We start from the raw sequence: 13,119 nt of genomic DNA, 5'->3' as shown, positions 1-13,119 counted from the left end.
GCAAACCGAAAACGGAGTGAACGAACAAGATGGAACGATTGCAGTTAGTAGCTACGTGCCCGATGGGGCTTGAAGCGGTAGTGGCCCGTGAAGTACGGGATCTGGGTTATACAGATGTAAGTGTAGAGAATGGGAAAATAGCGTTTCGTGCGGACGCCTTGGGCATATGCCGAGCCAACTTGTGGCTGCGGACCGCGGACCGTATTGTCATTAAGCTGGGCGAGTTCCGAGCAACAACATTCGACGACTTATTCGAGGGTACGAAGGCTCTCCCTTGGCCGGACTGGATACCTGAGCATGCGGAATTCCCTGTGAACGGCCGCTCGCACAAGTCGCAGCTATCCAGCGTCCCCGCCTGTCAAGGCATAGTGAAGAAAGCAGTTGTAGAAAAAATGAAGCAACGTTACCAGACGGAGTGGTTTCCCGAGAACGGGCCGCGCTACGTCATCGAAGTGTCGCTTCTGAACGATATCGCTACGCTGACGCTGGATACGACGGGTTGGAGCTTGCATAAGCGCGGCTACCGCAAGAACGCCACCGAAGCACCGCTGAAGGAAACGATGGCCGCAGCTATGGTGCTACTCAGCCGGTGGCGGCCCGGCCGTCCCCTGCACGACCCGTTCTGCGGGTCGGGGACGATTCCGATCGAGGCCGCGATGATCGGCTGGAACTTGGCGCCGGGCCTCCGGCGCACATTCGACGCCGAGTCGTGGGACGCGCTGCCTCAGGCATTGTGGCAGCAAGCGCGTGAAGAGGCGTACGATCTCGTTCGTGACGACGAGCCGCTAGAGATCGTCGGCTCCGATATCGACCGCGAGGCGATCGAGGTCGCACTGACCAACGCCAAGGGCGCCGGCTTGGCCAAGGAGATCTCGTTCTACGAGACGCCAGTTGCCAAGTGGAAGCCAGATGGTGATTATGGCGTTGTGATTACGAATCCGCCTTACGGGGAACGGATCGGCTCTGCTGACGAAGTGGAGCAGGTGATCCGTCAGCTCGGCTCAATCTACAAACGGCTCGACACCTGGTCGGCTTTCGTCCTAAGCCCGAGCAAGCAGTTCGAGCATTACTTCGGCCGCCCGGCAGACAAGAAGCGCAAGCTGTTCAACGGCCGCATCGAATGCGCCCTGTTGCAATACATGGGACCGCTGCCACCGCGACGCAAGGACGAACCTGCCACAACCGAATAATCAGGATGGAGCGATCGCATATGTCTGATACGGTGAAGACTGCGGGAATATACCTGCGATATAACGGGGCGTACGCCTTTGCGTTCGGTCCGAACTCGGTTAGTGGCCAACTGGCTATCGTTCGCATCGGTGGTCATCTTGAGCGCGATGAGACGGCCGTTCAATGCGCGAGAAGAGAAGCTATGGAAGAGACGGATCTGAATGTGAAGCTGCACGATTCACCTGTCACGTTCCGTTGGGATCCGAATGGCGGCGACCCTGTCGTCATCCATAAGGAGGATCACCTCCACGAGATCAAACCGATACTCAAGATGGGCGGCAATGTGATGTTCTGGGCCGAGACGAACGAAGCGCCACAGATTGCAGCGGAAACGAAAGGGATTATATTGCTAACTGTGGAGGAAGTTGTGAAGCTCTGCACCACCCCTCAAGGCGTCACATATGCAGAGTTCAAGGCCGCTGGAGGCATCAGCTGGACACGTGAACCATACACGGAGCACCTCCGGTTAGAGCCGTTTGGCCAGCTGCGCTTCCTGGCTCATTTGCTCCAGAAGGATCCCGATATCCTTGCAGAGGTTTACGCAGGATGATTTTTATCATAAAAAAGCTCCTATCGGAGCAACTCGGTGAAGCGGGTTCGTCTTTAGCGGTAACTTTTTATGCCGAATCAGGATGTAACCTCTCGAAGTTTATACTTTCTGATTCTGTAAGAAAAAAGGAGCTTGGAGACGTTCTCCAGGCTCCTTCTATATTAAGTTAGCATGATCATTTAAAGTCGTCTTCGTGGGCGGGAAAACCATTTAATCCACAACTTACCTTCATCATCGCGAAAAATTTTGACCCCAATCAGCTTTAACGGTGTCCATATTTCCTGAAAAAAATAGTTCGGCATTGTTTCCCGCCCCTTTAGTGTGTTCCAACTTATTATCAATCTTGCTCTCCTAATGTAATGGGTCCACTTGTAAGTACCGCTTCTCTATGCCTTCTTCATCTTCGTCACCAATTCGCCCAGCACCTTGTCCGCATCATCAAACGGCACTTGGCACGTACCGGCCGCCTTATGACCGCCTCCACCATACTGAAGCATTAGGGCGCCGACATCTGTAGTAGAGCTACGGGTAATGATGCTATGTCCACAGGCGAATACGCAATTAATCTTACCCTTGCCTTCTACGATCCAGATCGAGATATTTTGCTCCGGAAACAGCGCGTATATCATAAATCGGTTGCCAGGATATATCGTCTCGACCCCTCGCAGATCCGTAATGATTACATTCCCTTCTGTACGCGAATACTGACGCAGCATGTCCTGATAAGGTCCATTCAGCTCATGGTAACGCACGACCCGCTCCTGCACGTCCGGCAAATTCAAGATTTCCTCGGAGCTCTTACTACCAATATAGTCGACCAGTTGCTCCATCAATTGATAGTTGCTTATCCGGTAGTCGTGAAACCGACCCAGGCCTGTACGCGAATCCATCAGGAAGGAGAGCAAGTCCCATCCTTGCGGATTCAATATATTGTCTGCACTGAATTGGGCGGAATCAGCCTTGTCCACCCCTGCCATGATGTCGTCGATATCACCAAAGCGTTCTTGTCCCCCGTAATAGTCGTACACGACTCTTGCCGCACTCGGAGCAATCCGGTTCTCTCCCTCAAAAGCTTCTGGTTCGCCAACTCGCTGAATCTCGCTCGAATGATGATCGAACCATAACCCGCATCCTGGAACATAAGGAACATTAGCCAATATATCATTAGATGTAACTTGCACTAAACCGTCCTGAACGTCCTTGGGGTGTACGAATTTCATTTCCTCCACCATACCAAGCTTCTTGAACAGCATCGCACAAACCAATCCATCAAAATCTGAACGTGTAATTAATCTCATCGGGAAATCTGCCTCCGCTTCATTTGGTTCTAAAGCACTATATATTCTCGATCACCCCTTCTTATTCCTGCATATTCCATAAAAAACATAAAAAAAAGAAGCATTTTCCGCTTGTATTCCCGGAAAATGCTTCTTCTTACTTAGATTCCATATCTTTATTTCACAATGGAATGGATCGGATGTCCTAAAGCGACTTCAGCCGCTTCCATCGCAATTTCCCCAAGTGTAGGATGGGCATGGATGGTGAGGGCGATATCTTCGATCGTCGCTCCCATCTCGATTCCTAGCCCCATCTCAGCAATGAGGTTCGACGCTTCGGGTCCCACGATTTGAGCTCCAAGCAGCAGCCCGGAGTCTTTGTCGCCAACCAGCTTGACGAAGCCATCACCCGCATTCATCGTTAGCGCCCGGCCGTTAACCGCATAGTTGAACTTGCCCGTCACCACATTGCGGCCCTCTGCCTTCGCTTCCGTCTCGCTCAAGCCGACGCTTGCGATCTCCGGATCCGAGAAGACAACAGCTGGAATCGCTTTGTAATCGATAACGCTTGGTTCACCTGCAATGACCTCAGCAGCTACTTTACCTTCATAAGAAGCCTTATGCGCAAGTGCAGGGCCAGCTACGATGTCGCCGATCGCGTATATGTTCGCCACGCTAGTCTTGCATTGCGCGTCGATCTCGATCAAGCCACGCTCGCTCACCTTGACGCCAATCGATTCCAGCCCAATATCTGCTGTATTCGGACGACGCCCCACTGTGACAAGTACATAATCGGCGGTCAACTCTTTCTCTTCACCCTTAGCTGTATAAGAAACCGTAACTTCTGTATCGGTTGTCTTGGATTCCTTGGCCAACGCCTCGGTCACGACCTCTACGCCAACCTTCTTCAGGTTGCGGCCCACGAAGCGGGACAGTTCCTTCTCGAAGCCAGGAAGGATCGAATCTGAACCTTCCAGTACAGTAACCTTCGTGCCTAACTTAGCGAACGTCTGCCCCAGCTCTATGCCGATGTAGCCACCGCCAATGACGATCAGGCTCTTCGGAATTTCTGGAAGGCTGAGCGCTTCTGTTGAAGACAGGATTCGCTTGCCGTACTTGAATGCCTTCAATTCAATCGGTGTAGAGCCAGTAGCGATGATACAGTGATTGAATTTGTATTGGGATGCATCGTTCTCGGTTGCGACACTTACGACATGGTCACTGACGAAGAATGCATCGCCTTGTATGACCTGTACCTTGTTACCTTTCAAAAGCTGGGCGACACCGCCTGTCAGCTTCTTCACGACACTGTTCTTCCATTCCTGCACCTTCGTGAAATCAATCTTTACGCCCTCGGCCGTAATTCCGATCTCGGAGGCGTGCGTCATATTCTCATATTGATGCGCCGCATTGATCAACGCTTTGGAAGGAATACAACCGCGATTCGAGCACACTCCACCTACTTCGGCGCGTTCTACAACGACGACCGATTTGCCAAGCTGAGCGGCCCGAATAGCAGCCACGTAACCACCTGGTCCAGAACCGATCACGAGCACGTCCACATCTGTAGTAAATGTTCCTACAACCATTAGTTACACCTCCATTACAAGCAACTGCGGATCTTCCAGCAGCGACTTGATATAGTTCATTGCGTTCTGCGCTGTAGCTCCATCGATCAGACGGTGGTCGAAGCTGAGTGACAAGGCCATAACTTTACCAATGACGATTTGTCCATTCTTGACCACAGGCTTCTCAGAAATCCGTCCTGTACCTAGTATAGCCACTTCCGGATAGTTAATGACCGGCGTGAAGAACATACCTCCTGCCGATCCGATATTCGTAATCGAGATCGTACTGCCCTTCAGCTCGTGCATGGCTAGCTTGCCGTCACGACCGCGAGTCGCCAGATCCTTGATCTCGTTGGCGATGGACCAGACGTTCTTGCGATCCGCGTCAGCGACTACAGGCACGATCAAGCCGTTATCGGTATCGGTTGCGATCCCGATGTTGTAATATTTCTTATAGATGATCTCGCTCTTCTCGTCATCAATAGAAGCGTTAAGCGATGGGAATTGTCGAACAGCTGCTACCAACGCCTTGACGATGAACGGCAAGTAAGTGAGCTTAACGCCCTTCTTCTCGGCTAATGGCTTCGCCTTCTCACGCAGCTCGACCAATCCCGTGACGTCGACTTCGTCCATGATCGTCACATGCGGAGCTGTATATACTGACTTGACCATCGCGTTCGCAATCGCTTTGCGAATGCCCTTCAGCGGTACGCGCTCCTCGACACGGTCGCCCGCAACCACGGTCACGCCTGCGCTCGGCACTGCTGCCGCTTGCGTCTCAGCTGCTGCTGGTGCAGCCGCTTCAGCCGCCTGGCCGCCGCCCGCCACGAAGGCTTGCACATCGTCCCGCGTGACCTGGCCGTTCCGGCCGGTTCCGTGCACTTGGCCGATGGCTACGCCTTGCTCGCGGGCGAACTTGCGCACGCTTGGCGTTGCCAGCACGTCGCCGCTCGGCGCTGGTGCCGTTGCGGCCGCGCTTGCACTAGGCGCTGCAGCGTTGCTTGCGCCTGCAGCGGTGTCCAGCTTCACGCTGGCCACCGCATCGGCAACGCCAACCGGCGTTGCCGATTGTGGCGCCGCTGGTGTTGGTTGCGGCGCTGGTGCAGCATGCGCCGTGTCGCCATGTCCGGCGTGTACGTCCGGAGGCAGCTCGCCCTCAACGTCGATCGTAGCTAAGATGTCGCCAACGACCGATACCGTACCTTCGCTTACCTTGATCTCAACGATCTTTCCGGTAACAGGAGACGGAACTTCAACAGTCGCTTTATCATTCTGTACATCCATAATCGTCTGGTCTTCTTGTATCGTGTCGCCCGGCTTGATGTGCCATTTGACGATTTCCCCTTCGTGCAAGCCTTCGCCCAGCTCTGGGAGTCTGAAATTATAGATCGCCACGTCCATTACCTCCACTATAAGAATCCCACTAGGCGTGTCGCACCAATGGATTGTACCTATCCGCCTGCGGGAATCTTGAGATTTGTTCAAGTAATAAGTTAATTAAAGTCCAGAACTTGATTCAAGCCGGCAATAATGCGAGCTGGGTTCGGCAACCAATCTTCCTCGATTTGTGGGAAGCCCATAACCGTATCTGGAGCCGTAATCCGCAGTACAGGAGCTTCCAGATGAAGAATCGCTTTCTCATTAATCTGGGCGATTACTTCTGCAGCTACACCAGCTGACTTCTGCGCTTCCTGTACGACAATAGCACGGTTTGTCTTCTTGATCGACTCTACCAATGTATCAATGTCAAGCGGGCTTAATGTACGCAGGTCAATGACTTCCACTTTCGCACCACGAGACTTCTCAATCTCTTCCGCTGCCTTGAGGGAAGTGTGCACCATTGCGCCATAAGTAATAATGGTTGCGTCCGTACCTTCGCGCACAACATTCGCTTTTCCGATCGGAATCGTGTATTCTCCTTCAGGAACTTCGCCGCGGAATGCACGGTACAACTTGAGGTGTTCCATGAAGAATACAGGATCGTTATCACGGATAGCTGAGATCAACAAACCTTTGGCATCGTAAGGGTTGGACGGACATACCACCTTAATCCCCGGAGTTTGAATCATTAAGCCTTCCAGGCTGTCGCAGTGAAGCTCAGGTGCCTTAACACCGCCACCGAATGGAGTACGGAACGTGATCGGGCTGTTGTACTTGCCGCCAGAACGGAAACGCATCCGTGCCGATTGTGCCACGATGGAGTCCATCATTTCGAACATGAACCCAATGAATTGAATTTCCGCAATTGGACGGAAGCCCATAACGCCAAGACCGATGGCCAACCCGCCAATACCGGACTCTGCGAGCGGCGTATCGAATACGCGTTCTTCGCCGAACTGCTTCTGCAAGCCTTCCGTAGCCCGGAACACCCCGCCGACGTTCCCTACGTCTTCTCCGAAAATCAATACGTTCGGATCACGCTCCAGCTCTACTCTCATCGCGTCCGTAATCGCTTGAATCATCGTCATCTGTGCCATGGCTTACTTTCCCCCCATTGCGGCGATATAGGCCGCCTTCTGCTCTTCCAACTGCTGTGTTGGTGTTTCGAACATGCTGTCAATCAAGCCAGGTATGGTCATCTTCTCCGTGGACTCTGCCTTCTTGATCTGTTCAGCAACGGTTTCTTTCGCTTCTTCCATGACTTTGTTCTCGTCTTCTTCTGTCCAAAGTCCCTTGCTTTCCATATATTTACGGAAACGGCCGATTGGATCTTTCTCCACCCATTCCGCTTCTTCTTCTTTCGTACGGTATTTAGTCGGATCATCTCCGGACATCGAGTGCGGGGAGAATCGGTAAGTAATAGCTTCAATTAGAGTAGGACCTTCGCCATTGCGTCCACGTTCAGCTGCTTCACTGACTGCTTTGTACACCGCGAGCACGTCCATGCCATCCACTTGTACGCTGCGAATTCCGGCGGCAAGACCTTTCTGTGCGATCGTCTTGGCTGCGGATTGCTTCTCGCGTGGAGTGGAGATCGCATAACCATTGTTCTGTACGACAAAAATAACCGGGAGGTTGAATGCACCTGCGAAGTTCATGCCTTCGTAGAAGTCCCCTTGCGATGAGCCGCCGTCTCCGGTATACGTAATCGCTACATTTTTCAACCCGCGCTTCTTGAAGCCCATTGCAATACCGGCAGCTTGAACGATCTGTGCACCGATAATGATTTGCGGCATAAGCACATTCACGTCATCCGGCACTTGCCCGCCATGCTGGTGGCCGCGGGAATACAGGAACGCCTGATACATAGGCAACCCGTGCCATACGATCTGCGGCATATCCCGGTAACCTGGACATACGAAATCTTCCTTCACTAATGCGAACTCGCTGCCGATCATCGCAGCTTCTTGCCCGGATACTGGTGCATAAAAGCCCAGTCGTCCTTGACGGTTCAAGCTTACGGCACGCTGATCCCATACACGGGTAAACACCATGCGGCGCATTAGCTCACGCAATTGTTCGTCGCTTAGTTGGGGAACGGCTTCTTGATCGATTACGGTTCCGTCAGCGGAAAGTATCGTCAACGGTTGAATGTCTTCCATCCTGACTTCGGATAAGGATTTGCTCATGGCGATCACCTCGAACTAGAATTGTTTGCTGCCTGAATTGAAAACTGTTATAGTATATTACATAACCTGTTCCACTAAACTGTGTAATACTGTACCTATGGAACGTGTATTTCTCGATAATATCAAGTATAACAGGGCATACTCATTATATAGTACAGTTTTCAAAAAAGCTAGTGACAACTTTCCCTGCTTGCTTCTTGATTGTTCCTTGATTCCATCCGTTTTCCTGATTTACTTCGGTTATTTTGTGCCAAAATCAACGAAATAACTCCAGGTTACTATTAATTCAGTCCCTAGGCTGGACTTCAGAAGGAGACTTCGCTATGGATCAATCCATTTATTATAAACGCACGATCGTTAAGGAACACATACCCTCTCTGCATCTTCATCAAACACGGGTTGTTCGAATTGCGCTCCCCCCGGGATATAACGAGCTGTTGACTTACCCCGTAATATACTGCCAAGACGGTGAAGATTTTATTAATTTTGGACGGATCGTGACTCAATTGACACGACTTGTGTTAGATGAGGGGTTGGAGCCTGCCATCATCGTCGCAGTAGACGTGGATAAGGCGGTGCGGACTGAAGAATATGCGCCTGAGGGTACGCGGTTCGAAGCCTATTGCCGATTCTTCGTGGAAGAGCTCGTCCCGTTCGTTGAAGACAAGTATCCCGCTCGACCTAACACGCAATCTCGTGTGCTGGCGGGAGACTCGCTCGGCGGGACGGTATCGCTGCACTTGGCGTTGGATTATCCGGCCCTGTTCTCCCGGGTACTTACGTTGTCCGGGGCGTTTCTTCCCAGCACGCAAGATCGGTTGCGCTTGGAAAGCGACTTGTCTTCGCTTGAACTGTACATGCTGATCGGATTGCAGGAGGAAAGTGTGGAGACGAACAGCGGGGTATTCGACTTCTTGGCCGCGAACCGAATCTCGAGACAGCTGTTGGAGGAGCGACATACACGATTGACGTATTTGGAGAAGGATGGCAAGCACATCTGGGGATTTTGGCAGACTGAGCTGCCGGAAGCTCTACATCATTTCTTGGGTTAATTGGGGTAGAGATAGACGGATTTTCCGTCTATCTCCGCGCTTTCCGCCTTGGCTTGGGCGAGTTAGACGCATTTTCCGTCTATCTCATCGTTTTCCGCCTTGGCTTGGGCGAGATGGACGGATTTTCCGTCTATCTCGTGGTTTTCCGCCTTGGCTTGGGTAGAGTTAGACGGGTTTTCCGTCTATCTCATCGTTTTCCGCCTTGGCTGGTGCGAGTTAGACGGGTTTTCCGTCTAACTCACACCAGTCACTGAGGGCAAACCCATCAACTGTCATACCTCAACTTCAAATCCGCCGCCTTCTGCTGAAGCTCGTCCATCGATGGTAGCTGCGGATGTCGAGTCGTCAAGCCCCCCCACTGCTGCAGCGTTTGCTGCAGAGCTAAGGCGAATGTGCGAATCGTGATCCCTTTACCGCTGGCAAGGTTGGCTAGGCTACCCATCGTTCCGGACTGAATTCTCGGGTAAGCCAACCCTGTGTCTGTACCGCCGTCTTCCCCAACCTGATCATACTCATTAGCTCCTGTTACTTCTTGCTTTGCTCCTGTACTAGCTCCTGTTGCTCTTGCCTCCGCTCCCGCATTTCCAGCAGCTCCTGCTCCGTCCTCGTCGATACCTTGAGGATTCTCCTCGCCGGTCGCCATCTCATAGAACATACGCACCATTTGCGCACGACGCTCCGCATGGCCCTCCACAACAACGAAAGCTTGCACGACATAAGCGTGTTGCTGTCTGCGTTGCGAGATGCCGCAGAACTTCCGCCCATCGATAGACAGATCGAAGTCGCCCGGACAATACGAACCTGCTACTTCACCCGCTTCGATATCTACACCGAACCGTTGAAGCGTTTCAGTAATAAGCTGGCGCATCCGCTCGAAGCCAGCCCGAAAGTTCGGCTTGCCCACCGCATTCGGTAAGATAAGCGAGACGTTCAGTACACCAGGATCCAGCGGAACCGCCGCCCCACCAGAGTTGCGAACCCCAACTTGATAGCCTTGAGCGCTAAGCCAGCGAATGCCCAGCTCCGCCATAGGCAGGCGACGGTCGCGCAAGCCCAGCACCAATGCCTTCTCATGACGCCAGACGTGGGCAACAGGAGCTGCGCCTTCACCGACCTTGCGGCACATGAGCTCGTCATAGGCGAACGGGATTAATATGTCACCGACAAGCGTCCTTGCGCTAGTGTCGTGGATATACAAACTATGTTCCTTGTTGTGTTGTTCGGTTTCATCTTCACTTCTGGATGCCATATGTAGTCGTACTCCTTTCTTAACTCCTCCATATTACGTGATTTCTATACAAAAAGAAATCAACTTGAATGAACGCAAAAAAACCTCGATACCCAATAGCTGTAAGGAATACAGCATCCGGTTCGAGATTTTCTAAATAAGGCGGTTTAGATGTTGCCCTGTTTGGGCTTCAAACCGGGGACCCATGCGTCAGTATCATACCCTCGCACTTCCCAGTAGCCAATATGTTCTTTGTCGATCAATTCAATGCTTTGCAACCACTTGACCGACTTATACGCATACATCTTCGGAACAATCAGTCTGACTGGCCCACCGAGATCTTGGGGAATTGGTTTACCATCCAACAATACTGCAACCATTACATCACTCAGTGCAGCCTGAGCCATCGTCAGCGTATCCGTGTACACGCCGTCGCCGGAATAAAATTTGACGAACTTCGCTCTTGACTGAACACCTGCCATCTCCAGCAGCTTAGCTAGCGGAATGCCTTCCCACGTGTTCTTATACACCGACCACCCGGTTACACAGTGAAAGTCGCTTACTTGTACACTGCGATTCAAATCGATGAACTGCTTCCAATCCCAGGATTGTGGTCGATCCACCAAGCCGGATATCGTGAACTTCCAATCATCCGAGGAGAACGCCGGAATCGGCGTTACACTATAGATGCGATATTCGCCTTGACTCCCTCCGCCAAGCGGCACCACGGAGTCAGGAAGAGGCTGCGGAGCCGGGAGCATCCGGTTGCCGTCTTGATTCGGATCGTACTTCGCCAGGTCGATCCCTCCACTACCTCCGCCGAATAGCCATCTGGCGAATTTGGGCCCGATAAGCAGCACCAGCAACCCCACGAAGCTCCAGCGAATGAACGTGCGGCGAGTATACATGACGTCGCGCAGCTTATCCGTGAGTGAGCGGGGAGAAGGTGACCATGTCTTGGCGCTGCCGCTGACATCCGATTCAGAGCTGGCCGAGATGGGCTGACGCGGAGTCTCCCGACGTGCGGCTCCATCTTGTCGATCACGCTGTAGCACTGCACCAGGACGCTTCATCTTCAACCATCTGCTGCGCGTCACGGAGTGGTATATGGCATACGGCACGCCAACCCAAGTGAACAAATCATGTACAACGAGCATCGTGTTCGTCCAAGTCGTTGGAAAATGGCGGAACTGCCACAGAACTATGCCAGATATAATCCACCCCGCGAGCAGCACTAGTACAACACCAAGGTTCCACTGCTGCTCAGGCTTGCCGCGCAGTTGTCGAATGTGCCGGATCATACGCGGCATGTACATGAGGATGATCAGAGCCGACAATACACCAAGCCAGATATGCGCTTGCTTCGTCCACACCCGTACGGCCCCTAGCTCGCCCCTGATTGAAGGAATGAACAGGATGATCCCGGTCACGGCGAGCAGCAGCACTAACCAGGCATTCCATGTGTGCAGCACCGATAGCTTCTTGCCATACGACTTCTTCCTCCACCAGTCCCATAACCTCATTAGACTCCGCTCCTTATCATCAATCGCCTGGTATTCGCCGTCCAACCTTGATATGTGCCGAGTTCAATTATTAATTCCATTGTATAGCAAATAAGAACGTGACGAAAGGCCGTCAAGCGGCAAAATAACCCCACAAAAGTGGAAAGTGACGTGAGGCCTTTGAAGCAAACTCCTATTACTTTGCGGGGGGCCCTAGATTTTACAGCACAAAAAAAGCACTACGCGTGTCCGTCGGCACAGACAAGAGTGGCGCTCTATGTAAGTGGCATTCCCTTCTGAGTCTTAAGCGAATCGACGTGCTGTCTTATTTTGCAGCAAGTGGAACAACGATAGGATCGATTCGTGATGCATGGAGCAGCGAAATGAAATCTTCACTTCCCCTTTCCAATAAAACGTGAACAGACTGTTTTTTTGCCCGATGACAAGTTCCACATCCCAGCAATTATCATTCAGCTTGTACTTGTCCCGGTTAAAAAATAACTTAGGTCCTTCAGACGTGTGATACATACCAAAAAAATCGCCGCCTACCTTGAAATAAAACCCTTGTTCGGCCACACTTGTCTCGCCGTACACAATCCATCATCTCCTTTATCCCTAATTCGTATCGCTAAGCCGTTCGAGGTATGAATAAAAAAACTCCAACCCTCTTTCGGTAGCTGGCTGGCTTGACCCGAAGGCTGTAGCCCCTGTAGCTTTGCGCCGCTGGCTTTCGCCAGGTTTGCCATTATCGAGAATGTTCGAAGTTTGTCGTAATTTCTATAGTTGCTTACCAAGCATAATCTATTGTGCGTCCTTGTACATCGTTCTTTATTCCTATTTTACTACTCAATATGTCACTATTCGTCTTCCATACAGGGAAAAAACCGGGCAGGGACCCGGTTTCCTCGGTGATCGTCCTTCAAGCCGTATTAAATAAAGCAAGAACGAAGGATAATTACCAACAGAATGAATAATACCAATACAATACCAACGCTTGAAAAAGGACTAACTACTCCACAACTTGCACCAACGCCTCCAACGAATCCCATATTCAGTCTCCTCTCTGCCTTACAATATCTGTGGCTGCACCACACTAACTACTGTATGAAGGTAGGGAGGGGAAGGATTGGATATATGCCTGTT

Annotated in this window: 12 protein-coding genes and 1 riboswitch; of the genes, 3 read left to right on the top strand and 9 right to left on the bottom strand. The window is 51.7% G+C overall.

Annotated elements, in window-relative coordinates:
* Positions 1–29: 29 nt before the first annotated feature.
* Together AC1DWB_RS06590 and AC1DWB_RS06585 are read left to right on the top strand one after the other, a co-directional pair.
* The gene (locus AC1DWB_RS06590; RefSeq protein ID WP_477540242.1) at positions 30–1,190 is read left to right on the top strand and encodes a THUMP domain-containing class I SAM-dependent RNA methyltransferase; all 1,161 of its coding nucleotides are present in this window, start codon (positions 30–32) and stop codon (positions 1,188–1,190) included.
* 20 nt (positions 1,191–1,210) lie between these two features.
* Positions 1,211–1,780 carry an NUDIX hydrolase gene (locus tag AC1DWB_RS06585; RefSeq protein WP_477540241.1) on the top strand — a complete coding sequence of 190 codons (570 nt, stop codon included), beginning with the start codon at positions 1,211–1,213 and terminating at the stop codon, positions 1,778–1,780.
* A gap of 386 nt (positions 1,781–2,166) precedes the next feature.
* Here AC1DWB_RS06585 and AC1DWB_RS06580 read toward each other — a convergent pair whose 3' ends face one another.
* The 5 genes from AC1DWB_RS06580 to pdhA all read right to left on the bottom strand — a co-directional run bounded on the left by AC1DWB_RS06580 (position 2,167) and on the right by pdhA (position 8,194).
* A complete protein-coding gene (locus AC1DWB_RS06580) occupies positions 2,167–3,078 on the bottom strand; it encodes an exopolyphosphatase (RefSeq protein ID WP_477540240.1) in 912 nt (303 codons plus the stop codon).
* A 155-nt stretch (positions 3,079–3,233) separates the two neighbouring features.
* On the bottom strand, positions 3,234–4,646 hold the full coding sequence (lpdA, locus tag AC1DWB_RS06575; protein ID WP_477540239.1) for a dihydrolipoyl dehydrogenase: 1,413 nt from the start codon (positions 4,644–4,646) through the stop codon (positions 3,234–3,236).
* A gap of 3 nt (positions 4,647–4,649) precedes the next feature.
* Positions 4,650–6,020 (bottom strand): dihydrolipoamide acetyltransferase family protein, encoded by a 1,371-nt coding sequence (locus AC1DWB_RS06570; RefSeq protein ID WP_477540238.1) that lies wholly within the window; start codon positions 6,018–6,020, stop codon positions 4,650–4,652.
* A 98-nt stretch (positions 6,021–6,118) separates the two neighbouring features.
* Positions 6,119–7,102 carry an alpha-ketoacid dehydrogenase subunit beta gene (locus tag AC1DWB_RS06565; protein ID WP_477540237.1) on the bottom strand — a complete coding sequence of 328 codons (984 nt, stop codon included), beginning with the start codon at positions 7,100–7,102 and terminating at the stop codon, positions 6,119–6,121.
* A 3-nt stretch (positions 7,103–7,105) separates the two neighbouring features.
* A complete protein-coding gene (pdhA, locus tag AC1DWB_RS06560) occupies positions 7,106–8,194 on the bottom strand; it encodes a pyruvate dehydrogenase (acetyl-transferring) E1 component subunit alpha (protein ID WP_477540236.1) in 1,089 nt (362 codons plus the stop codon).
* 323 nt (positions 8,195–8,517) lie between these two features.
* On the opposite strand from pdhA, the gene AC1DWB_RS06555 reads away from it, so the two are divergent.
* Complete coding sequence (locus AC1DWB_RS06555; protein WP_477540235.1) at positions 8,518–9,246, top strand: alpha/beta hydrolase; 729 nt, start codon at positions 8,518–8,520, stop codon at positions 9,244–9,246.
* A gap of 265 nt (positions 9,247–9,511) precedes the next feature.
* Here the strand turns inward: AC1DWB_RS06555 and AC1DWB_RS06550 are convergent, their stop codons facing one another.
* From AC1DWB_RS06550 to AC1DWB_RS06535, 4 genes are all read right to left on the bottom strand, one after another.
* Positions 9,512–10,495 (bottom strand): lipoate--protein ligase family protein, encoded by a 984-nt coding sequence (locus AC1DWB_RS06550; protein ID WP_477540234.1) that lies wholly within the window; start codon positions 10,493–10,495, stop codon positions 9,512–9,514.
* Between the two features lie 146 nt (positions 10,496–10,641).
* Entirely contained in the window at positions 10,642–11,997 is a 1,356-nt protein-coding gene (locus tag AC1DWB_RS06545) for a molybdopterin-dependent oxidoreductase (protein WP_477540233.1), read from the bottom strand.
* 282 nt (positions 11,998–12,279) lie between these two features.
* Positions 12,280–12,570, bottom strand: a complete 291-nt coding sequence (locus tag AC1DWB_RS06540; protein WP_477540232.1) for a hypothetical protein — start codon at positions 12,568–12,570, stop codon at positions 12,280–12,282.
* 75 nt (positions 12,571–12,645) lie between these two features.
* A riboswitch (cyclic di-GMP riboswitch) is annotated at positions 12,646–12,730 on the bottom strand.
* A 175-nt stretch (positions 12,731–12,905) separates the two neighbouring features.
* Complete coding sequence (locus AC1DWB_RS06535) at positions 12,906–13,025, bottom strand: YjcZ family sporulation protein (protein ID WP_477540231.1); 120 nt, start codon at positions 13,023–13,025, stop codon at positions 12,906–12,908.
* Positions 13,026–13,119: the final 94 nt, after the last annotated feature.

The organism is Paenibacillus sp. P4_E11, assembly GCF_056401635.1.
The sequence above is the reverse complement of the archived record's forward strand: the minus strand, read 5'-3'. Positions and strand labels throughout refer to the sequence as shown.